Annotated in this window: 14 protein-coding genes; 5 read left to right on the forward strand and 9 right to left on the reverse strand. The window is 72.3% G+C overall.

The features are described from left to right. Positions 1 to 55 precede the first annotated feature (55 nt). Entirely contained in the window at positions 56 to 1,462 is a 1,407-nt protein-coding gene (hydA, locus tag FRAEUI1C_RS29460; protein WP_041261719.1) for a dihydropyrimidinase, read from the reverse strand. Positions 1,463 to 1,784: 322 nt separating this feature from the next. Beyond that, positions 1,785 to 2,624 carry a nitrilase-related carbon-nitrogen hydrolase gene (locus FRAEUI1C_RS29465; protein ID WP_013427033.1) on the reverse strand — a complete coding sequence of 280 codons (840 nt, stop codon included), beginning with the start codon at positions 2,622 to 2,624 and terminating at the stop codon, positions 1,785 to 1,787. 319 nt (positions 2,625 to 2,943) lie between these two features. Between FRAEUI1C_RS29465 and FRAEUI1C_RS29470 the strand changes: the two genes are divergently transcribed. Beyond that, positions 2,944 to 4,284, forward strand: a complete 1,341-nt coding sequence (locus FRAEUI1C_RS29470) for an aminotransferase-like domain-containing protein (RefSeq protein WP_013427034.1) — start codon at positions 2,944 to 2,946, stop codon at positions 4,282 to 4,284. A gap of 196 nt (positions 4,285 to 4,480) precedes the next feature. Here the strand turns inward: FRAEUI1C_RS29470 and FRAEUI1C_RS38670 are convergent, their stop codons facing one another. The 3 genes from FRAEUI1C_RS38670 to FRAEUI1C_RS29485 all read right to left on the reverse strand — a co-directional run bounded on the left by FRAEUI1C_RS38670 (position 4,481) and on the right by FRAEUI1C_RS29485 (position 9,771). Then, positions 4,481 to 6,181 (reverse strand): effector-associated domain EAD1-containing protein, encoded by a 1,701-nt coding sequence (locus FRAEUI1C_RS38670; RefSeq protein WP_013427035.1) that lies wholly within the window; start codon positions 6,179 to 6,181, stop codon positions 4,481 to 4,483. A 250-nt stretch (positions 6,182 to 6,431) separates the two neighbouring features. Next, positions 6,432 to 7,838 carry an ATP-binding protein gene (locus FRAEUI1C_RS29480; RefSeq protein WP_041261722.1) on the reverse strand — a complete coding sequence of 469 codons (1,407 nt, stop codon included), beginning with the start codon at positions 7,836 to 7,838 and terminating at the stop codon, positions 6,432 to 6,434. Positions 7,839 to 7,926: 88 nt separating this feature from the next. Beyond that, positions 7,927 to 9,771, reverse strand: coding sequence for an NAD(P)/FAD-dependent oxidoreductase (locus FRAEUI1C_RS29485; protein WP_041261724.1), 1,845 nt, complete (start codon positions 9,769 to 9,771; stop codon positions 7,927 to 7,929). A gap of 517 nt (positions 9,772 to 10,288) precedes the next feature. On the opposite strand from FRAEUI1C_RS29485, the gene aqpZ reads away from it, so the two are divergent. After that, complete coding sequence (gene aqpZ, locus FRAEUI1C_RS29490) at positions 10,289 to 11,326, forward strand: aquaporin Z (RefSeq protein WP_013427038.1); 1,038 nt, start codon at positions 10,289 to 10,291, stop codon at positions 11,324 to 11,326. A 46-nt stretch (positions 11,327 to 11,372) separates the two neighbouring features. On the opposite strand, the gene FRAEUI1C_RS29495 is transcribed toward aqpZ, so the two are convergent. After that, positions 11,373 to 12,245, reverse strand: coding sequence for a metallophosphoesterase (locus tag FRAEUI1C_RS29495; RefSeq protein ID WP_013427039.1), 873 nt, complete (start codon positions 12,243 to 12,245; stop codon positions 11,373 to 11,375). Positions 12,246 to 12,402: 157 nt separating this feature from the next. Here FRAEUI1C_RS29495 and FRAEUI1C_RS29500 point away from each other — a divergent pair, with 157 nt between their 5' ends. Next, the gene (locus FRAEUI1C_RS29500) at positions 12,403 to 13,176 is read left to right on the forward strand and encodes a hypothetical protein (protein WP_013427040.1); all 774 of its coding nucleotides are present in this window, start codon (positions 12,403 to 12,405) and stop codon (positions 13,174 to 13,176) included. Between the two features lie 45 nt (positions 13,177 to 13,221). Here the strand turns inward: FRAEUI1C_RS29500 and FRAEUI1C_RS36790 are convergent, their stop codons facing one another. Then, positions 13,222 to 15,423, reverse strand: a complete 2,202-nt coding sequence (locus FRAEUI1C_RS36790; protein WP_198318651.1) for a serine/threonine-protein kinase — start codon at positions 15,421 to 15,423, stop codon at positions 13,222 to 13,224. A 357-nt stretch (positions 15,424 to 15,780) separates the two neighbouring features. Between FRAEUI1C_RS36790 and FRAEUI1C_RS29510 the strand changes: the two genes are divergently transcribed. After that, positions 15,781 to 16,077, forward strand: coding sequence for a DUF397 domain-containing protein (locus FRAEUI1C_RS29510; protein ID WP_013427042.1), 297 nt, complete (start codon positions 15,781 to 15,783; stop codon positions 16,075 to 16,077). 32 nt (positions 16,078 to 16,109) lie between these two features. On the opposite strand, the gene FRAEUI1C_RS36795 is transcribed toward FRAEUI1C_RS29510, so the two are convergent. Beyond that, positions 16,110 to 18,887, reverse strand: a complete 2,778-nt coding sequence (locus FRAEUI1C_RS36795; RefSeq protein ID WP_013427043.1) for a protein kinase family protein — start codon at positions 18,885 to 18,887, stop codon at positions 16,110 to 16,112. Between the two features lie 417 nt (positions 18,888 to 19,304). Between FRAEUI1C_RS36795 and FRAEUI1C_RS29520 the strand changes: the two genes are divergently transcribed. Then, positions 19,305 to 19,592 carry a DUF397 domain-containing protein gene (locus FRAEUI1C_RS29520; RefSeq protein WP_013427044.1) on the forward strand — a complete coding sequence of 96 codons (288 nt, stop codon included), beginning with the start codon at positions 19,305 to 19,307 and terminating at the stop codon, positions 19,590 to 19,592. Positions 19,593 to 19,624: 32 nt separating this feature from the next. On the opposite strand, the gene FRAEUI1C_RS29525 is transcribed toward FRAEUI1C_RS29520, so the two are convergent. After that, entirely contained in the window at positions 19,625 to 20,524 is a 900-nt protein-coding gene (locus FRAEUI1C_RS29525) for a helix-turn-helix domain-containing protein (RefSeq protein ID WP_232425173.1), read from the reverse strand. Positions 20,525 to 20,782: the final 258 nt, after the last annotated feature.

Genomic DNA, 20,782 nt, shown 5'->3' on the forward strand with positions numbered 1-20,782 from the left:
CGCGCAGCGGTTGTGGGTTGCGCCACTGGTCGAGCGTCGGCGCCCGGCGGGGCTGTCAACGCAGGTACTGGGAGAGGCCGCGGCGCAGGAACTGGCCGTGGCCGGAGCGGCCGTGGAAGGCGCCGTCCGCGACGACGACACTGCCCCGGGACAGCACCGTCTCGACCTTCCCGGCGATCTCGAAGCCCTCCCAGGCCGAATGGTCGATGTTCATGTGATGCGTGGCCGCGCTGATCGTGGTCGTCGCCCGCGGGTCGTAGAGCACGATGTCCGCGTCCGAGCCGGGCTGGATCACGCCCTTCTTCGGGTAGAGGCCGAACATCCGGGCTGGCGTCGTCGAACAGGTCTCCACCCAGCGTTCCAGCGACAGTTTCCCGGTCGCGACGCCCTGGTAGACGAGGTCCATCCGGTGCTCCACCGTCCCCATCCCGTTCGGGATCTTGGTGAAGTTCCCGCGCCCGAGCTCCTTCTGGTCCTTGAAGCAGAACGGGCAGTGGTCGGTGGAGACGACCGCGAGATCGTCGGTGCGCAGGCCGCGCCACAGGTCGTCGCGGTGCGGCTCGTCACGCGGGCGCAGCGGCGGCGAGGCCACCCACTTCGCCCCCTCGAAGCCGGGCGCGCCGAGCTGGTCCTCCAGCGTCAGGTACAGGTACTGCGGGCAGGTCTCGGCGAACACGTTGCGCCCCGCCGACCGCGCCGCCGAGACATGCGCCAGCGCTTCGGACGCCGACATGTGGACGAAGTACAGCGGGGTGTTCCCGGCGACCTGGGCGAGCACGGTCGCCCGATGGGTCGCCTCGCCCTCCAGCGCCGACGGCCGGGTAATGCCGTGGTAGATCGGGTCGGTCTGCCCGCGGGCGACCGCCTGGGCGGCGAGCACGTCGATCGCGATGCCGTTCTCCGCGTGCATCATGATCAGCGCGCCGTTGTCGGTCGCCTTCTGCATCGCCCGCAGGATCTGGCCGTCGTCGCTGTAGAAGACGCCCGGGTAGGCCATGAACAGCTTGAAGCTGGTGATCCCCTCGTGCGCCACGAGGTAGTCCATGGCCTTGAGCGCGTCGTCGTCGACCCCACCCATGATCATGTGGAAGCCGTAGTCGATCGCGCAGTTGCCGTCGGCCAGCGCGTGCCAGGCGGCCAGCCCGTCCTGGACGACCTCGCCGGTGCGCTGGACGGCGAAGTCGATGATCGTGGTCGTGCCGCCCCAGGCCGCCGCCTTCGTGCCCGAGGCGAAGTCGTCCGAGGCGAACGTGCCGCCGAACGGCAGCTTCATGTGGGTGTGCACGTCCACCCCGCCGGGGACGACATACCTCCCGGTCGCGTCGATCATGGTGTCCGCGGTGACGCCGGCCGCGGCGCCCGGGGCGTAGAGGGCGGCGATCGTCTCGCCGTCTACGAGTACGTCCTGCGGGGTTGCGCCCAGCGGGCCTACGACGGTTCCGCCGGTGATTAGCGTCTTCATCTTCATGGTTCGCTCCGTCCGGGCGGCGCGCTCCGGCCCCTTACTCGCTTCGCTCGCAAGGGACCTCCGCGCGCCGTCCTCCTCCGCTCACGGGCGCTCCGGCGACCTCGCTGAGGCCCGGCCCACTTCGCTTCGCTCGTGGGACGGGCCTCCGCGAGGCGCGCCTCCGCGCCCGCGTGGTCGCCCGCCGCTGCACCTCGCCAGAAGACAACCACCCTCGGCGCGTCAGGGCGGGGCTCCGCGAGGTGCGCCTCCGCGCCCGCGTGGTCTCCTGCCGCTGCTCCTCGGCAGATCACAGCTGGCCTCATCGGGTTGGTGGGGGTCATGGGGCGGTCAGGTCGCCGTACTGGTCGGGGCGGCGGTCGCGGTAGAAGGCCCAGCGGTTGCGGACGGTTGTCAGGAGGTCGAGGTCCAGGTCGCGGACCATTAGTTCGGGCTCGTGGGGGTCGGCGGTGCCGCCGACGAACTTGCCTTCCGGGTCTACGAAGTACGAGGTGCCGTAGAAGTCGTCGTCGCCCAGGTCCTCGATGCCGACGCGGTTGATGGCGCCGATGAAGTACTCGTTCGCGACGGCGGCGGCTGGCTGTTCGAGCTTCCACAGGTAGTTCGAGAGGCCGCGCGAGGTCGCCGACGGGTTGAAGACCAGCTCGGCGCCGTTCAGCCCGAGCGCCCGCCAGCCCTCCGGGAAGTGCCGGTCGTAGCAGATGTAGACGCCGACCCGGCCGACCGCGGTGTCGAACACCGGGTAGCCCAGGTTGCCGGGCCGGAAGTAGAACTTCTCCCAGAACCCGGTCGTGTGCGGGATGTGGGTCTTGCGGTACTTGCCGAGGTACGACCCGTCCGCGTCGATGACGGCGGCGGTGTTGTAGAGGACGCCCGGCTGCTCCTGCTCGTAGACCGGCAGCACGAGCACGACGCCGAGCTCGGCGCACAGCGCCTGGAACCGTTCGACGGTCGGGCCGGGCACCGCCTCGGCATACTCGTAGTACACGGGGTCCTGCACCTGGCAGAAGTACGGGCCGTAGAACAGCTCCTGGAAGCACATGACCTTGGCGCCCTGCTCGGCGGCCGAGCGCAGGTAGTCCTCGTGCGCCTTGATCATCGATTCCTTGTCGCCCGTCCATTTCGCCTGGACGAGCGCCGCGCGGATCACCCTGCTCATCGCTGCTCTCCCCTCCGCCGCCCCTGACGCGCAACAGACCCTGACGCGCGACCGACCTGGCACACGACGCCGGACGCGCCGACGCGCACGGCGCCCGAGAGTCCCGACCTCGACACTCTCAGCGTCCGGCCCGTCGCGCCCACCACGCTGGCGTTCGCTACCCGCCGACACGAACGGCCCGCTCAGCGACCGGATCCGCCCAGGTAGGCGGGGTTTGCGTGACCGCAGACTACTGTCACACTGAGGGCCGGACAATCGCCTTTCTGTTTCATTTTGTTACGCGGCGGTTCGGGTTGTTTCAGGCGGGAGACGGGGACGCATGCTCGGCACGATCACCGCGGCGGTCGAGGACCGGTCCGCGCGCGGCATCGCGGGCACCGTCAGCCGGCTGGTGATGGCGGGCGCGCTGCCGGCCGGGACCCGCCTACCGACCGTCCGGGAGCTCGCCACCGAGCTCGGCATCAGCCCGACCACCGTCAGCCAGGCCTGGCGCACGCTGGCCCGCGCCGGCGTGATCGCCCCGCGCGGCCGGGCCGGGACGTTCGTGCTCGCCGGCCCGGCCGCCGCCGCCGACCCGCGCCGCTACCGCCGGATCACCCGCAGCCCGGGCCGGCTGCCGCACGACTACTCGACCGGCACCCCCGACGCCGCACTGCTGCCCGACCTCGCGCCGGTGCTGGCCCGCGTCGCCCAGGGCGGCAATCTGACCCTGAGCTACCTGGACGACCCGGTGCTCCCGGCGCTGGAGAAGGCGCTGCGGATCCGCTGGCCCTTCCCGCCGGCCGCGCTGACCGTCGTCGACGGCGCGATGGACGGGCTCGACCGGGTGACCAGGGAGCTGGTCGGCTTCGGCAGCCGGGTACTCGTCGAGAACCCCTGCTTCCCGCCGCTGCTCGACCTCCTGGACGCCGTCGGCGCCGAGGTGGTCGCGCTGCCGCTGGACGACGAGGGCGTGCGGCCCGAGGCGCTGCGCGCCGCCCTCGGCGCCGCGACCGGCGCTGAGCCGGTCGCCCTCTTCTTACAGCCGCGGGCGCAGAACCCGACCGGGGTGAGCATGACCGCTCGACGGGCCGAGCAACTGGCCGGCCTGCTCGCCGGCCGGGCCGTCACCGTCGTGGAGGACGACCACAGCGGCGACGTCGCCACCGCGCGGCCGATCAGTCTCGGCCAGCATCTGCCCGGCTCGACCGTCCACATCCACAGCTTCTCGAAGAGCCACGGCCCTGACCTGCGGCTGGCCGCGGTCGGCGGCGTCGAGTCGGTCGTGACCGGCCTCGCCACCCGCCGGATGCTCGGGCCCGGCTGGTCGAGCCGCCTGCTGCAGGCTGTCCTCGCCGAACTCCTCGGCGACGACGACACCGAGCGGACCCTCGCCCACGCCCGCGCCGTCTACGCACGCCGCCGCGAGGCCATGACCGCGGCCCTCACCGCCCGCGGCGTCCGCGCCCAGGCTCCCGACGGGATCAACCTCTGGATGGAGGTCGCCGACGAGCAGGTCGCCCTCGTCTCCCTCGCCGCCCGAGGCATTGGCGCCGCCCCCGGCACCCCGTTCGAGGCCGCCCCGCTAGGCCCCCACCACCTGCGCGTCACGGTGGGACTCATCCCGGACGAGGACCTCGAAGCGGTGGCGGATCTCCTGGCCGAAGCCGCCCGCGGCTGACCCGACCGTCGGGCGACAACTGTCAGAAGAAGACTGACCGCGAAATCGCCGTGGTCATCCGCACCGTGGCCCCGGAAGTCGCCGGTTAATCGGCGTTTGGGCCCTCGGATGGTCGTGGCAGCCGCAGATTCACGACCATCCGAGGGCCAAGACGGCGATCAAGCTGTGGCGGAGGCCGCAGCGGGCCTCGCTCCCGTCAGCCTGTCGCCCAGAGCTGGACCGTCCCGTCCCGGCTGCTGCTCACCAGCGTGTGGCCGTCGGGGAAGAAGGCCAGCTTGGTCACCGTGTCGTTGTGGCCGGTCAGGGCCTTGTCGAACGCCTTTGGGCTTTCCGGGTGGGATACGTCCCACAGCCGGATGGCGCCATCGGTGCCCGCGGCGGCGAGGGTCTGGCCATCCCGCGAGAACGCCGCCGCCCACATCTCGCCGGGCTGACCCATCGCGATGAGCAGGCGAGGGCTCGACGGGATGGAGACGTCCCACAGCCGTACCCACTTGTCGATGCTGGCCGTGGCGAGCGTGCGACCGTCGGGCGTGAAGGACACCGACTCGATCGCTTTGGTGCCGGTGGTCGTCTGAATGGGCAGCTTGCCTACCAGGTGCGGTTGCTGGTGTGGGTTGGACGTGTCCCACAGGCCGACCGAGCCGTCCTGGCCACCGGTCGCGAGGAGCGACCCGTCGGGAGTGAAGCCTACGGACCACACCTCACCGCTCGTGCCGTCGAACGGGCCACCCAACGGCACCGGGTTGTTGGGGTCGGACACGTTCCACATCCGGAGCATGTGCTTATGGTCGCCGCTGACGAGCAGGTTCCCGGCCGGAGTGAACCCCACCACCCACACCGGGTCATTGTCGGTCGCACCGACGAGCGGCCCACCCCGTGGTTGCACCGAGGACGGGTCGGAGGTGTTCCAGAGCTGGACTGTGCCGTTCCTGCTTCCCGTGGCGAGCGTCAGCCCGCCGGGCGCGAACGCGACCGACATCGTCCCCTCCGTCACTCCCTGCCCGTCGCCTGCGCGCAGGGAGGTGAGCAGGCTCGGCTTCGCGGGCCGCGAGACGTCCCAGATGGGCACCGTGCCCTTCTCGCTGGCGGCGGCGAGGGTGCGGCCGTTGGGGGTCACCGACACCCACCAGACCTCGCCGCCGGCGTCCGTCAGCGGTTGACCCACGGCACGGAAGGTGGCGGGAGTGGCGGATGCCGACGACTTGGGGGTATTTGCGTGGCCCGACCCGGGATGAATCGTAATCAGCCCAATCGTGACCCCAAGGACGATGGCGACCGCGGCTGCCGCGGCGGAAAGGATCTGGGGCCGACCCCAGCCTGAGGGGCGTCCCGCAGGCTCGTACCGCGGCTTTTCGCCCGGACCACGCCGGGTCGGCGGTGCGACCGTGATCGGGACGCGGTGATAGTGGGCGAGGCCCATCAGCGGTCCGTTCGACGGATAGTCGATCAGGGCCGCTACCAGCAGTTTTCGAAGCGGGGCCGAGACCCTCGATTTGCCGGCGGCCAGGTCCTGGATAATCGCCCACCAGACCTCCGCGGCCCGGCCACCCACGCCGAAGCTAGGCAACCGCGACATCGACAGGTTGAGGTGACCTTCGAGCAGCGGTCGAGCGGCGAGCTCGTTTGGATAAAGGCGAGCGAGTTCCCCGACCAGCACACTTTGCTCGTGAGACGAGAGCTGGAGATCCAGCTCCGCGCGGTCTCCGCGGCTGGACCGCCAAGATGTCGTCCAACCGGACGAGACCGTATCGTCCGGTCTGCCCTGCCGGCCGTAGTCACCTACCACGGACGCGCCCCGTATCGCCACGTTCCGTAGCTGGAACACGGCAGCCGTCACTGTCGTCAGGCATTTCCCCCGCCCGCCCTCGGCCGCCGGCCCGCCGAAGCGAGCCATGGCGACCGGCCGATCCCCAACTGACGGGCGAGATCCTATTCCACAAACCTGCGGACGGTTCCACAGCACCGTCGCAATTCGCCGCCGGCGCCAATAAGTGCCAGTCAGCGCCGCGACCGGCAACTACCCCGTCGCCTTGATCGCTGTTTTCGCCCTCTGGTGGCTACGAAACAGCGCCGCAGACGACCACCGGAGGGCCGAAACAGCGATCATGAGAGGCCGGAACCGGCCAACCTCGTCGGGGGCGGCGCTAGGACGGTGGAGTGCGGGGCAGGCGGACCTCGAAACGGGTGTCGCCCGGCTCGGAGTTGCTTACCCGCAAATCACCGTGATGCTTGTTGACGACGATCCGCCAGGAGATGTCGAGGCCGAGGCCGGTGCCCTCGCCCACCGGCTTCGTGGTGAAGAAAGGCTCGAAGATGCGGCCCTGGATGTCGGCGGGAATCCCGGGGCCGGTGTCGCCGATTTCCACGAAAACCGACCCGTCGCTCTCCCAGGTCCGGATCGTGAGGGTCCCGCCGTCGGTGCCCGCCATCGCGCCGAGGGCGTTGTCGACGAGGTTCGTCCACACCTGGTTCAGCTCGGCCGCGTAGACGCCGATCGGGGCGATCGAGCGGTCGTAGTCCTTGACCACCTGGATGCCGTCGATCTTGCGGGCGAGCATCACCAGCGTGCTGTCGAGCAGCTCGTGCAGGTCGACGGTCTGGAACGGGCCGCGGTCGAGCTGCGAGTACTGCCGGGCGGCGCCGACCAGCGTCGAGACCCGGGTCGTCGAGTCCTCGATCTCGTTCATCAGCAGCTCGGTCTCGACTGTGTAGCCGAGCCAGCGCACCGCGCTGCCCAGGTGCTCGCCGCCGACCAGCTCCGCGACCTGGTCGAGCCACGGGACGTCAAGACCGGCCTGGACGAAGACCGGCGCGACGTCCCAGCCGAAGCCGATGCCGTGGTCGTCGAACCAGTCGCCGAGCTCGTCCTCGCGGTCGCTCGCCTCCAGCGGGGACAGCTGCGTCGCCTTCTTCGCGACCCGTTCGGCCGCCTCCTCCTGAAGCCGGATGAGGGTCACAAGCACGGACTTGTCGTAGATGCCCGCGGCGATGAGGCCCAGTTTGTGCCGCATGCCGGCGACCCGCTCGCGCAGCCCGGCGGTCGCGCGCACGGCGGCGGCGGCCGGGTTGTTGAGCTCGTGGGTCAGGCCGGCCGAGAGGGCGCCGAGCGCGAGCAGCCGCTCCCGCTGGCTGACCGCCTCCTGGACGCCGCGCATCCCGAAGAACAGGCCCTCCAGCAGGTGGACGGCCATCGGGAACCAGTCCCGCATCAGGAACGAGAACTGCTCCGCTTCCAGCACGAAGAGCCGGGAGCGCCGGGTGGCCCGCATCGACTGCGGATACGTCTGTGGCACCCGGTCCCCGAGGTAGGCGTTCCAGGCACCGCCGTAGACGCCGCGGTGGCCGGTGCGGTTGACCTCGACGTCGACGCCGCTGACCCGCTTGAGGATGGCCACCTCGCCCTCGAGGAGCACGAAGAGATATCGCGACGGCTCGCCCTCGACGGTCAGGTCGCCCGGCTCGACCTCGACGACCCGGCCGCGTTCACACAGCCAGGCCAGCTTGTCCTCGTCGAGCTTCTCGAACAGGAAGAGCGTCCGCAGCTCGTCCATCGTGCAGGGCAGCCCCTTGCCGGCCAGCCCACCCTGCTCGGCTCCGAAGCCGCTCACAGCACCCCCCTGGTTCGGTCCGCCGCCGCGCTCACGAGAGGTACCGGTGCACGAGCGTGATGGCCATCGCGCCCTCGCCGACCGCTGAGGCGACTCGTTTCACGGACTCCGACCGCGCGTCTCCGGCCACGAACACTCCCGGCAGGCTGGTCTCGAGGTGGAAGGGATCCCGTTCCAGTGTCCAGCCGGACGGGCGGCGCCCGCCGGCGACCAGGTCGGGGCCGGCGACGACGAAGCCGTGGCCGTCCCGCTCGACGACGCCGTCGAGCCAGTCGGTCCGCGGCGCCGCGCCGATGAACACGAACAGCCGGCTGGCAGGCACGGACTCGGTGACGCCCGTCCCGCTGTCGCGCAAGGTGAGCGCGCTCAGGTGCTCGTCGCCCTCGCCCGCGATCACCTCGGTACAGGTCCGCACGACGATGTTCGGGACGGCGGCGATCTGCTCGATCAGGTAGTGCGACATCGACGCCGTCAGCGACCGCCCGCGCACGAGCATCGTGACCGTCCTGGCGTGCCGGGACAGGTAGACCGCCGCCTGCCCGGCCGAGTTGGCGCCGCCGACGACGTAGATGTCCTCACCGACGCAGCCGGCGGCCTCGGTGAGCGCCGCGCCGTAGTACACGCCACGGCCGGTCAGCTCGGCGAGCCCAGGCGCCGGCAGCTGGCGATAGGCCACACCGGTCGCCAGCACGACGGTGTGCGCGCTCAGCTCGCCGCCGTCGGCGAACCGGACCGTGCGCGCCGGCCCGTCGGCCCGCAGCTCGACGATCTCCCGGGCTGTGATCACCTCGGCCGAGAACTTCACGGCCTGGCGGCGGGCCCGATCGGTGAGCTGGGCACCGGACACCCCGTCGGGGAAGCCGAGGTAGTTCTCGATCCTGGAGCTCTGCCCGGCCTGGCCGCCGGTCGCGGTGCGCTCGATCAGCACGGTCCGCAGGCCTTCCGAGGCCGCGTACACCGCCGAGCCGAGCCCGGCCGGGCCGCCGCCGATGATGATGACGTCGTAGAAGTTCTCGTCCGGGATGGTGCGCAGGCCCACCTCGGCCGCGATCTGGGCGTCCGTCGGATCGATGAGGGCGGCGCCGGCCGGCGTGATGACCACCGGCAGCGCCGCGGCGGCGAGGCTCGACGGCCACGGCTGCCCGTGTGGCGCCGGCCCGTCCAACGGCTCGGACCCGTCCAACAGTCCGGACGCGTCCGACAGCCGGGGCCCGTCCGTCGACATGGACCCGTTCGAGGACGCGGACCCGTTCGACGGCGCGGACACGGCGGCGGGGGCGGCCGCGGCGAGCAACCGGCGGCCCTCCGGCTCGTCGGCGAGGTACCACCGGTAGGGCACCTGGTTGCGGGCCAGGAACTCGCGGACCTCGTACGACCGGGCCGACCAGCGGTCACCCACGACCTTCGTCTCGACCACCGCCCGGCGCTCCGAGCGGCACCAGGCGTCGAGCAGCCCGTCGAGGACCGGGTAGAGCTTCTCCTCCGGCGGGTTCCAGGGCTTGAGCAGGTAGTGGTCGAGGTCGACGAGGTTGATCGCGTCGATCGCCGCGCTGGTGTCGGCGTAGGCCGTGAGCAGCACCCGCTTGGCGTCGGGATACAGATCCATCGCCTGTTCGAGGAACTCGATGCCGGTGAGCCCCGGCATCCGATAGTCCGCGATCATCACCGAGACCTGGCCGCCGCGCAGCTTCAGCTCGCGCAGCGTGTCCAGGGCCTGCTGGCCCGACTCGGCCCGCAGGATGCGGTACCGCTCGCCGAACCGCCGGCGCAGGTCTCGCGCCACCGCCCGGGAGACACTCGGGTCGTCGTCAACGGTGAGGATCGCGGGCCGGATGGCACCCGACTGTGTCGGTTGCGTGGCTGTACCGGTGGCCAGATCGGTTCCGGCCAGCGGATCGGTCTCGGTCACGTCAGTGCCCCTGTCAGAGCTGTCCCCAACCCGTCTGCGGTCCTCGCCCAGTCTGGCGGCCCACCCCACGACCAGACGGCGAAACGACCGCGGTGCTGCGCAAACCGCGGCACCGGTCTTGCTCGAACGGCGTGCTCCCGAACGGTGATCTTCCCGAACGGGAGTCTTCCCCGAAAACGATGTTCCTCAAAAACGATGTTCCTCGAACACGCGTGCTCCCAGGATACGTTTCCCCGCTCCGCCGGTCCGGTCGTCGACGGCAACCTCACTGTTCGCCGGGCGGTCGCGCAGACCGACGGACCGTCAGCGCTCCGCATACGTCGCCGCGCAGCGTGACCGCGGGCGGTTGTCCGGGCCGGGCCGGGTACCCCGGCGCGAGAGGGCGAGCGACGGCCGCACCGCGGCGTCGCGCCACCGGGCCGGCGGCGAGCGGTCGAGAGCCGTCACCACCGGCGGCCGTGCGACGCGAAGAAGGGGGATGGGTATGGCCGTGAAAGCAGGGACGGCTGGGGAAGCCGGGACGGCAAGGGAAGCGAGAGCGGACGCCGCGAGCAGCGCCGAGGAGAACCGGCGACGGGTCAGAAAGCTGGCGGCCGAGGCGATCGGAACGTTCCTGCTGGTCCTCGGCGGTGTCGGCACCGCGGTGCTGGCGGGGGACTTCATGGGGACGCTCGGCGTCGCCCTGGCCTTCGGCCTGACGCTGGTGGTCCTGATGTACGTGATCGGCCCGGTCTCGGGCTGCCACGTCAACCCTGCGGTGACGATCGGGCTCTGCGCGGCGAAGAAGATCGCGCCGAAGGACGCCGTCGCCTACATCGTCGCCCAGTGCGTGGGCGCGATCGTGGCGGCCGCGGCGATCTACCTCATCGCCGACGCGGGGCCGTTCGGCTACTCCGCCAGGATGCAGGGCCTCGGGGCGAACGGGTACGGCGCGCACTCGCCGGCCGGCTTCGGCCTGGGCGGGGCCTTCCTCGCCGAGGTGCTGCTCACCGGGCTGCTGGTCTTCACCTGCCTCGGCGCGACGCACATCCAGGCCCCCGTCGGCTTCGCCGGCATCGCGATCGGCTTCGTGCTGGCCGTGTGCAACCTGGTCTCGATCCCGGTCGACAACACGGGGGTGAACCCGGCCCGCAGCCTGGGGCCGGCGGTGTTCGCGGGCGGCTGGGCGCTGAGCCAGCTCTGGCTGTTCATCGTCGCGCCGATCGTCGGCGCGTTGGTGGCAGCGGCCGTGCACCGCGTGCTGCGACCGGAGCCCGGCGTCCGGCTGTCGACGGCGGCCCGCGCGCTGCCGAGCGAGTCGGAGGCGCGCATCGCGCAGGAGACCGCCCGGCTGCTGAAGATGCCGGTCGGCGCCCCGCGCCACCTGGCCGACGGCCGCCGAGCGCCCGCCGGCGCGGAGGATCCCGCCAAGGTGGGCGCCGGCTCAGCGGCGGGCCGGCCGGGCCGCGGCCCCGACGGTTTCCGCGACCGAGACTGGAACCGCGACCAGGACCAGCCGGGTGACGACACCGGCGGGTGCTGATCAAGAACTCGCCGGGGCCCGGTTCGGGGGGCCGGGCCCCGGCGGCCTAGGCGGCGGGCATGTCGTGCAGCGGGCGCGTCGGCGGGTGGTAGACGCGGCGGGCGGGGACTCGCAGCTGGTCACGTTCCGGGTAGCGGACGGCGGTGAGCGCCCCGCCGAAGCAGCAGCCGGTGTCCAGGCACAGGGTGTTGTTCACCCACCGGTGCTGGGTGCCCGGGGTGTGGCCGTACAGCACCATCGCCCGGCCCCGGTAGTCGTTCGCCCACGGCCGCCGGACCGGGAAGCCGTACTCGTCGCGCTCACCGGTGGTGTCGCCGAACAGCGCGAAGGAGCGGACCCGGGCCGAGTCGAGCCCGTGGTAGCTCTCCTTCAGGCCGGCGTGCGCGACGACCAGCCAGCCCCCGTCGAGCACCAGGTGCGATCCGAGCCCCGCGCAGAACGCGAGCACGGCCTCCTGGAACTCCACGGGCTCGGTGGCCAGCTGCTCGAGGGTCCTGGCCAGGTGCTGGCCGACCTTGGCCGGGCCGCCAGGCTCGCCAGGCCCACCGGAGCCGCCGGAGCCGTTGAGCGCCCGGACCAGCTTGTGTTCGTGGTTGCCGGCGACGGCCAGCGCGTCGCCGGCGGCGGCCATGCCCATCGCCAGCCGCAGCACCGCGGCCGGGTGAGGACCGCGGTCGATCAGGTCGCCGACGAAGACCACGCGCCGGCCGGCGGGGTGCCGAGCCCCGACCGCCCGGCCGGCCGGGTCGCGGTCCAGCTCGTAGCCGAGCCTCGCGAGCAGCTCCTCCAGCTCCTCGGAGCAGCCGTGCACGTCGCCGATGACGTCGAACGGGCCGCGTTCGGCGCTCCGGTCGACCGGAGCGGGCACGACGCTGACGGCGGTCCCGGCGACGCCGGCCGCACTGCGTGGTTCGGGCACGCTGTCATTCTTCCCGGCTGGAGATCGGGCGATCCCGCGAACGGGCTGGGGTACCCGCCACTTCTGCCGACTCCTACCGCCAGTTCCCCACAGGCGCCGTGCAGGATAGGCGAAAGGCGCACACCTTCCATGCACGTCAAGGCGGGAGTTCGACGGGATGGCGACCCAGGGCACGGCGGCCAAGCCGGCGGCGGCCCACGAACGCTGGGTCCTGGCCTATGAGCACGGGCCGGCGCGGCGCAGGCCGCCGGTGGGCACCCGCCTCCCGGTCGGCCGGTCGGTGGAGGTCGGGCGGGAGCGGGAGCTCTCCCTCGGCGTCGAGGTGACGAGTGACGGCATCTCCCGGGTCGCCGTCGTCGTGACCGCGACCGAGGCCGGCTGGGACCTCGATCTGCGCAACGCCAACGGCGCGACTTTGCATGCCTGGGGCCAGCCGCCGCAGCAGATCTCCGGCCATCAGAGCATCGCCTGGCCGCGGGTGGCGATCCGGTTCCACAACGGGCAACGGTTCGACCAGCCGCACACGAGCTACCACTGGGTGCTGCTGGAGGCCGACCTGCTCGACATCACCCCCGCCGGCCCGCGGCCCGGCAGCCGGACGTCCAGCGCGACCGTCACCCCCGCGCCGCCGGGCCCGCTGTCCAGGCCGCAGGAGGACGCCGTCCGGATGGTGTTCGAGCCGCTGCTGGCCTGGCCGCCGCAGGTGCCGGCCGAGCCACTGCAGCTCAAGCAGGTCGCCAGCCGGTTGGGCATCAGCGAGGCGGGGGTGCGGGACCGGCTCGGCCACGCCCATGACCGCGCGCTGCGGCTCGGCCTGCATCACAACGTGGGGCTCAACAACCCCGAATACCTGTACGTCCTGGTGAGCAACGGCTACCTCGCGCCGCCCACCGGCCGCAACCACCGCGTCGCGCTCCCCTGGCTCGAATGACCCGCCGGGCGGCTTCCCGCCCGGGGCGCGTCCACGCCGGGCCGGTCAGCGCGCCTGCCACAGCCGCACCGAGTAATCCCAGCTGCTGCTGGCGAGCGTGCGCCCGTCGGGCGAGAACGCCACCCCGGTGACCGTGTTGCTGTGGCCGACCAGTGGGGAGCCGATCGGGGTCGGCTGCGTCGGGTCCTGGACGTTCCACAGCCGTACCGCGTTGTCGGCACCGCCGACGGCGAGGGTGCGCCCGTCCGGCGTGAACGTCACCGTCCATGCCTCGTTGGGCAGGATCAGCGGGTTGCCCAGCGGGATCGGGGCCGCCGGGTTGGACACGTCCCACAGCCGGACCAGATGGTCGGTGCTGGCGCTGGCGAGGATGTGCCCGTTGGGCGCGAACACGGCCGACAGGACCGGCTTGGTGTGGGCCAGCGGGCTGGAGAGCATGACCGGGTTCTGCCAGTTGGTGACGTCGTAGAACCGCACATGGCCGTCGTGGTTGCCGGTGGCCAGGATGTGGCCGTCGTGGGAGAACGTCACCGACCAGACCTGGTTCGGCTCGGTCAGCGGGCCGCCCAGCTCGGTCGGGGCCGCCGGGTTCGAGACGTCCCACAGCCGCACCGTGTGGTCCTCGCTGCCGGTGGCCAGGGTCCGCCGGTCCGGCGAGAACGCGAGCGCCCAGACCGGCCCGGTGTCGGCGGTCAGGGCGGTCAGGAAGCGCGCGGACGACGGCTGGGACACGTCCCACAGCCGCACCGTGTGGTCCTCGCCGCTGCTGGCGAGCGTGCGCCCGTCCCGCGAGAACGCCACCGCGTCGACCGCGGCGGTGTGGCCGGTCACGCGGCCCAGGTCCCGTGGTGCCCCCGGTCGGGAGACGTCCCAGAGGTGCACCGTGCCGTCGTCGCCGCCGCTGGCCAGGGTGCGGCCGTCCGGTGAGTACGCCACCCCCTCGACCCGGTCGGTGTGGCCGACCAACGGCTTGCCCAGCGGGTGGAAGGGGACGGGCGCGGCGATGGAGGGCACCGGGCCGCGGGCCGGGCCGGCCGCGTCGGCCGTGGAGCCGGACCGGCCGCCGAACTCGACGACGCCCAGGGTGACGCCGACCAGCAGCAGGACCGCCGCGCCGATCGCGGCCGGTACCGCCCAGACCGGACGGCCGCGCCGCGGTCGCGCGGCGGAGGCCGGCGTGGAGAGGGAGAACACATCGGCCTGGTCCCGCCCGACCCGGGTCGCCGCCTCGTCCGCCCGGCGCGGGCCGGGCGGAGACGGCTCGGGCCCCGGATCCGGTTGGGTCGTCCCCAGCTCGCGGCCGTCGTCGAACGGCCCCGCGCCGGCCGGGGACGGCGCCGGAGGGTACGAAGGCGTCGGGGTGCCGCCCTCGGTGAGGGTCTTCTGCGACAGCGTGTCAAGGGCCGCGTCGAGCCAGAGCGCGAGCGAGCCCGTCCTGGCCTGTGGGGGCGACGCGAGCGTGTCCTGGATGTGCTGGATCAGGGCGGGGCGTCGCGCGGTCAGCGGGTCGCGGTGCAGCCGCTCGGCGAGCAGCCGCTCGTCGAGCCAGCCCTCCGGCGTCATCGGCAGCCGCGCGCCCAGCAGTACCTGCGCGGTCGTCGCCGCGAAGGCGTACCAGTCCGCCGACGGCGTCGCCATCGCGCCCGGGACGCGCATCTCCGGTGCCGCGTAGGGCGCGCTGCGCCCGGACGCTCCGGTCGCGTCGGTGAGCCGGGCCAGACCCAGGTCGACCAGCACGGTGCCGCCGTCCTCGCGCACCACGATGTTGGCCGGCTTCACGTCACCGTGGGCGACCGGCACGTTGGTCGCCCGGCCGGAGTGCATCTCGTCGAGCGCGCCGGCGACGTTGCGCAGCTTCCGGATCCGGTCGGAGATCCGGGTGTCGGGGTGCTCGTTGTACCACTCCCGCAGCGTCAGGCCCTCGACGAAGTCCATGACGACGTAGCCGGACCGGGTGGAGGCGTCGGCGAGACCGGCGCGGTGCTGGCCCGGCCCGGTGAACACGTCGGTGACCCGGACCAGCCCGGGGTGGTGCAGCGTGCTCAGCAGCCGGTCGGTCTGCTCCCACTCGGCCTCGTCACCCGGCCGGGCCGGCATGATCTTGATGGCGACCGTGGTGCGGCCGGCGGCGGACAGCGGGAGCACGGCCCGCCACACCTCGCCCTCGCCGCCCTTGCCCACCTGCTCGACCAGGCGGTACTTGTCGGGAGCCGCGGCGGGACCGACCCAGAAGTCGCCGTCAGACAAGGGGTCCCCCGGATGCATGCCGTCGTGTCACGTCACGGCCGAGGCGGAACGTCACCGAGGAGGCGCAGGCCCACCGCGCCCAGACGCCCCAGGTCACGCCAGAAGACGACCTCGGCCTCAAAGGTGCGGAAAGCGACGATATCGCCTGGTGGCCGACCACCGCCAGCCCACACCGGGCCTGGTCACCCTGCGCCAGCGCAGGCTAGTGATCTTCAGGCGCATCTCGTTGGATCGAGTCGTCCACTGCCATGGCGGCGGTGGGCATCCAGGGCGGCCGCCGTCTCGTCGGGGGGACCAGACGACCACCGTCCGTCACTGGTTCACGACCAACACCCCCGCGATTGAGGAGGAAGGGGAATGTCGACCGACCAGCCGATCAGCTCTGGTCCGTGCCGGGAGGACGGGGCCGAGGCCGAGGGCGGGGCCACGGACTCGGCGGCCTGGGCGTGGCGGCGCGCCAGCTTCTGCGGCCCGGAGGCGAACGCCTGCGTGGACGTCGCCTTCGGGCCCGCGGCCGTCGCCGTCCGGGACTCGAAGGACCCGTCCGGCCCGGTCCTGCTGTTCACCACCGCCGAGTGGGCCGGCTTCCTGAGCGGCGTGCATAACGGCGAGTTCGAGCTCCCTCACCGGGAGCTCGAACTACCGGTCTGTTAGCCGGCCGCTGACCGCCCCGGGCCACGGGGCGGTCAGCCCGACGTCCACAGCCGTACCGTCGTGTCCCAGCTACCGCTGACGATGGTGCGCCCGCCCGGCACCCAGGCCACCGACGACACCAGGTCGCCGTGACCGTTCAGGGTGGCCACCGAGCTCGGCGACTGCGGGTTGGCGAGGTTCCAGACCTGCACCGTCTGGTCCCGGCAGGCGACGGCCACGGTGCCCCCGCCAGGCGCGAACACGACCTCCCAGACCTCGTTGTTGAAGCCGCGGGTGCTCAGCAGGCGCTGGCCCGAGACGCTCCAGGTCCGCATCGTGGCGTCGGTGCTGCCGCTGGCGAGGGTGGCGCCGTCCGGGGAGAACGCCACGGACATCACCACTCCCGTGTGGCCGCTCAACGTGCCGAACATGCCGGGCGACGACGCGTCGGCGACGTTCCACAGCCGGATCTGACCGCGCTGGCTGCCGCTGGCGAGGGTGCGCCCGTTGGGCGAGAACTCCACGGTCCAGATCTGGTTGTCGCCGGGGTTCACGCTGGACAGCTGCTGGGGCGACGACGGGTCGGCGACGTTCCACAGCCGGATCGTGCCGTCGGCGCTGCCGGTCGCCAGGATGCCGCCGCCCAGCGGCGAGAACGCCACCGCCCACACCTCGCCGCCGAAGCCGGTCAGGGTGCCCACCTGCTGTGGGGACGACGGGCTGGACACCCGCCACAGCCCGACCGACCGGTTCTCGGCGGTGACGGCCAGCAGGCTCCCGTCGGGCGAGAACGCCACCGACACCTGCTTGCCCGAACCGGGCAGCACGGCGAGCTGCTGACCGGTGGACTCGTCCCACAGCCGCGCGGTCCCGTCGTCGCTGGCGCTGGCGACCGTGCGCCCGTTCGGGGAGACGGCGACGCCCTGCACCCGGCTGGTGTGGCCCGACAGCGTACGCGCCGCGTGGAAGCCCGAGGTCTGCGCCGGGGGCACGTTCGCCGGCTGGTCGTTCTGGCCACCCGGGTCGTTCGGGGCCGGGATCACGGGCGCCACCGCGCCGGAACCGCCATTGGACGTACCGCCGGGAGCCGCGCTGGACCCCGCGGCCGGCGAACCGGACGCGGCCTCGGTGTCGGCCAGGCTGTGCGTGGCGGCGGGCCCACTGCTTACTGACGGGTGAGTGCCGGCGATCACGCGCGGGCCGTTGCCCGAGCCGGAGCCGGCCCCGAACTTGATGATCACGACGGTCACCGAGCCGAGGAGCACCACGGCCGCGACCGCTGCGGCGATCACAACCGGGATCGTCCAGGCCGGGTGCGCTCTGGGGGGCCCGGGGCGCTGGGGTGGGAAGCCGGGCTGGCCGGGAAGGCCCGGCCCGCCGGGCGGCCAGCCGTAGTGCGCGCCGCCGGGCTGGGCTTCGCCAGGGCCCCGGCGGATCTGGGTCAGTTCCTCGTCCGCCGGCCGCTGGACCGCGGCCCCGGTCCCCGCGGCGACCAGCTGGGGTGTTCCCGGCAGCGACTCGGGGCCGGCCAGCCCGCTCCGGTCGAGCAACCCGGTGGCGCTCGCGGTCGCCGCGCCGGAGGTCTGCGCCAGGGCACCCTGAGCCGAGGGCTCCTGAGCCGGTGGAGTCTCGGCCGGAGCCGGCGCGGACGACGAAACCACTGGCTCCTCGACCGGCGCGGCCGGAAGTGCGGCCGCCTGGGCCGCCGGCGCTTCGACCGGAGCCGGCTGAGCCTCCTCGGCCGCCGCGGGCGCCTGGGCCGACGACACCTGAACCGGCACCGCCTGAACTGGCACGGCCTGGGCCGGGGCTGGCTGAACGGGGACCACCCGCGAGGGGTTTGCCCGTACCTGCGGAGCCTCGACCGGCGTCAGCTGGGACGGAGCTGCCGGAACCGGCGCCGCCGAGGACGACGTCGTCCGGCGGCCGCTGGTCGCGGTCTTCTGGGACAGCGTGTCGGCCGCGGCGTCCAGCCAGTGGGTCAACGTGTCGGGCAGCGGGCCGCCCGCCTGGCCCGGCCGCTGCTCCGGCGGGGCGGCGAGCGGCCGCAGGACGTGCTGGATCAGGGCGGGGCGCCGGCCGGTCAGCTCGTCACGGTGCAGCATCTCGGCGAGCGCCGCCTCGTCCAGCCAGCCCTCCCGGGTGGTCGGCAGCTTCTCGCCGAGCAGGATCTGCGCGGTCGTGGCCGCGAAGGCGTACCAGTCGGCCGACGTCGTCGCCATCGCGCCGTGCAGGCGCAGCTCGGGGGCCGCGTAGGGCGCGCTGCGGCCGGACACCCCGGTCGCGTCGGTCAGCCGGGCGAGCCCCAGGTCGACCAGCATGGTGCTGCCGTCCCGGTCGACCACGATGTTGGCCGGCTTCACGTCGCCGTGCGCGACCGGCACGGCCGTCAGCCGGCCCGAATGCATCTCGTCCAGCGCCCCGGCGACGTTGCGCAGCTTCCGGATCCGCTCGGAGACCAGCGCCTCCGGGTGCTCGTCGCACCACTCCCGCAGCGTCATGCCCTCGACGAAGTCCATGACGACGTAGCCGAACCGGGTCCCGGGATCGGCGAGACCCGCGGGGTGCAGCTTCGGCCCGGTGAACACGTCGGTGACCCGGACGAGGCCGGGGTGCCGCAGCGTGCTGAGCAGCCGGTCGGTCTTCTCCCAGTCGGCCTCGTCGCCGGGCCAGGCGGGCATGATCTTCACGGCGACGGTACTGCGGCCCGACATCGAAAGCTGAAGATGCGCGCGCCACACCTCGCCCTCGCCGCCCCCGCCCACGTTCTCGACCAGGCGATATTTGTCGGGCGCCGCAACCGGCCCGACCCAGAATCCGGCGTCAGACATCAGATCCCCCGTGGAAATGCCGTTGTGCTGCTCGTCCGGGCAGCCAGCCGGGCCGAGATGGTACTCGGAGCGTCAGGACGACGGCACCGTTGCCGCGAGATGTGGTGCTCGTTCATCAGGCCGCGCGAGGTGACGATAGCGACTCCCATGCGCCGGTCGCCGCGCGGGATGTGCGCGTCCGCATTGTGCGTCTCCGGGAACCGCGCCGGGCGGCTTTTCCACGCGCCGCCAGAGCCGTGGAACGTGACCCTGCTCCAGCGCAGGCTAGTGATCTTGAATGGACTCCCGTTTGATCGAGACGTGCACAGCCACACGGGCCGTGGACACCAGGACGGCAGCCGTCTCAGGCGGGGGGTGAGACGGCTGCCGTCCGCCTGGCTCGCGCGCAGCGCCCCCGTTCACAGAGGAGGAAGGGGCATGGTGACCAACCAGACGCCCAGTCGCGGATCGCGCCTGGAGGCCGAAGCCGGAGGTGATACCAAGACGCCGTCGCCCCTGGAGTGGCGCCGCACCAGTTTCTGTGGAATCGAAAACGCCTGCGTCGACGTCGCTTTCGCGTCGACCGGCATCGCGATGCGGGACTCGAAGGACCCGGCCGGGCCGGTGCTGCTGTTCACCACCACCGAGTGGGCCGCTTTTCTCCGTGGCGTGCACAACGGTGAGTTCGAGCTTCCTCGGGGGGAGCTCGAACGTCCGGGGTGCTAGCCGCCCCGCCGACCGCCCCGGAAATGGCGCGGTCAGCCGCCGGTTCTCAGCTCCTTCACGCGTTTACTCATCATCTCCAGCGATATGTCCGGGGCCTGCGCAACTCGCTGCGCGCTGGCGAGTGCGTCGACATAGACCCGGACCGGGTCCGGTTCGTCGACGAAGGTCTGCTGGCCCAGTGCCTCGGCGAAGACGACCGGGCTGAGGTCCTGGTCCTCGAAGCTGAACAGCGTGAAGCCGACGCCCTCGGCCGGGTGGACGGGCGCGTCGGACCGGACGATCTGCACCACGACCCCGGCGCTCTCGGCGCACCGCAGCACGTGCTCCCACTGCGCGGCCATCAGCGGGCCGTCGCCGATCGTCCGGCGCAGCACGGCCTCATCCATCAGGACGGTGAGCCTGGGCGCGTCGGGCCGGTCGAGTAGCCGTTGCCGGCGCTGGCGCAGCGCGACGCGGCGGGTCAGCAACTCGGGGGCCACGCCGTTGACCGAGCCCACCAGCGCCCGCGCGTAGTCGGCGGTCTGCAGCAGGCCCGGGATCAGGGAGGTGGCGTGGATCTCGATCGTGGCCGCGCCGTCCTCCAGACCGAAGAAGGTCCCCGAACCGGGCGGGACGACGTCGGAGAACTCCTGCCACCATTCCCGGCCGCGGGCGCGCCGGACCAGCTCCTCCAGGTCACGGCGTTCGGACTCGGCGAAGTCGATCAGGTGGGTGATCGCGGTGAGGTCCTGGATCCGGATCCCGGAGATCCCGGTCTCCATCCGGCTGACCTTCGCCGCGGAGCACTCCAGCCCGCGCGCCAGGTCCTCGATGGTGAGTCCGGCCCGCTGCCGATAGCGCCGCAGGCCCTGGGCGAGCCGCCGGCGCGCCAAGACCGCGTTCGTCGCCCTGTCTGCATCCGACCGCGCGGGAACCATGACGAGATCCTCCATCCCCCCACCACAGCCGCCCGTACCCGGTTGACCAATCCAGGCAACCACACCGTAGGCTGGACGGAAATTTCTTCCTGCATATACAGGATGCAAATTACATCTGAACCTACAATGTGACCATGCCCCGGTACCAGTGCCGCCGCCGCGGGGGCTCGGCGGCCTGGTCCTGGGGCCTGCCGCGGGGGCGGAGCCGCGCTCTCCCGCGCTCCGCCCCCGCCAGACCTGGCACGCCCGTCGCTGCCTCATACGGGGGGGGTA

Origin of the sequence: Pseudofrankia inefficax, from assembly GCF_000166135.1 — a bacterium.
Lineage (GTDB): Bacteria > Actinomycetota > Actinomycetes > Frankiales > Frankiaceae > Pseudofrankia > Pseudofrankia inefficax.

What these genes read in the sequence shown, in the direction of transcription:
- FRAEUI1C_RS29520 (WP_013427044.1), top strand. Translation starts at nt 19,305, where the DNA reads ATGGTGACCAACCAGACGCCCAGTCGCGGATCGCGCCTGGAGGCCGAA.
- FRAEUI1C_RS29510 (WP_013427042.1), top strand. Translation starts at nt 15,781, where the DNA reads ATGTCGACCGACCAGCCGATCAGCTCTGGTCCGTGCCGGGAGGACGGG.
- FRAEUI1C_RS29465 (WP_013427033.1), bottom strand. Translation starts at nt 2,624, where the DNA reads ATGAGCAGGGTGATCCGCGCGGCGCTCGTCCAGGCGAAATGGACGGGC.
- FRAEUI1C_RS29525 (WP_232425173.1), bottom strand. Translation starts at nt 20,524, where the DNA reads ATGGAGGATCTCGTCATGGTTCCCGCGCGGTCGGATGCAGACAGGGCG.
- FRAEUI1C_RS29500 (WP_013427040.1), top strand. Translation starts at nt 12,403, where the DNA reads ATGGCGACCCAGGGCACGGCGGCCAAGCCGGCGGCGGCCCACGAACGC.
- aqpZ (WP_013427038.1), top strand. Translation starts at nt 10,289, where the DNA reads ATGGCCGTGAAAGCAGGGACGGCTGGGGAAGCCGGGACGGCAAGGGAA.
- hydA (WP_041261719.1), bottom strand. Translation starts at nt 1,462, where the DNA reads ATGAAGACGCTAATCACCGGCGGAACCGTCGTAGGCCCGCTGGGCGCA.
- FRAEUI1C_RS38670 (WP_013427035.1), bottom strand. Translation starts at nt 6,181, where the DNA reads ATGGCTCGCTTCGGCGGGCCGGCGGCCGAGGGCGGGCGGGGGAAATGC.
- FRAEUI1C_RS36795 (WP_013427043.1), bottom strand. Translation starts at nt 18,887, where the DNA reads ATGTCTGACGCCGGATTCTGGGTCGGGCCGGTTGCGGCGCCCGACAAA.
- FRAEUI1C_RS29480 (WP_041261722.1), bottom strand. Translation starts at nt 7,838, where the DNA reads ATGGACGAGCTGCGGACGCTCTTCCTGTTCGAGAAGCTCGACGAGGAC.
- FRAEUI1C_RS29470 (WP_013427034.1), top strand. Translation starts at nt 2,944, where the DNA reads ATGCTCGGCACGATCACCGCGGCGGTCGAGGACCGGTCCGCGCGCGGC.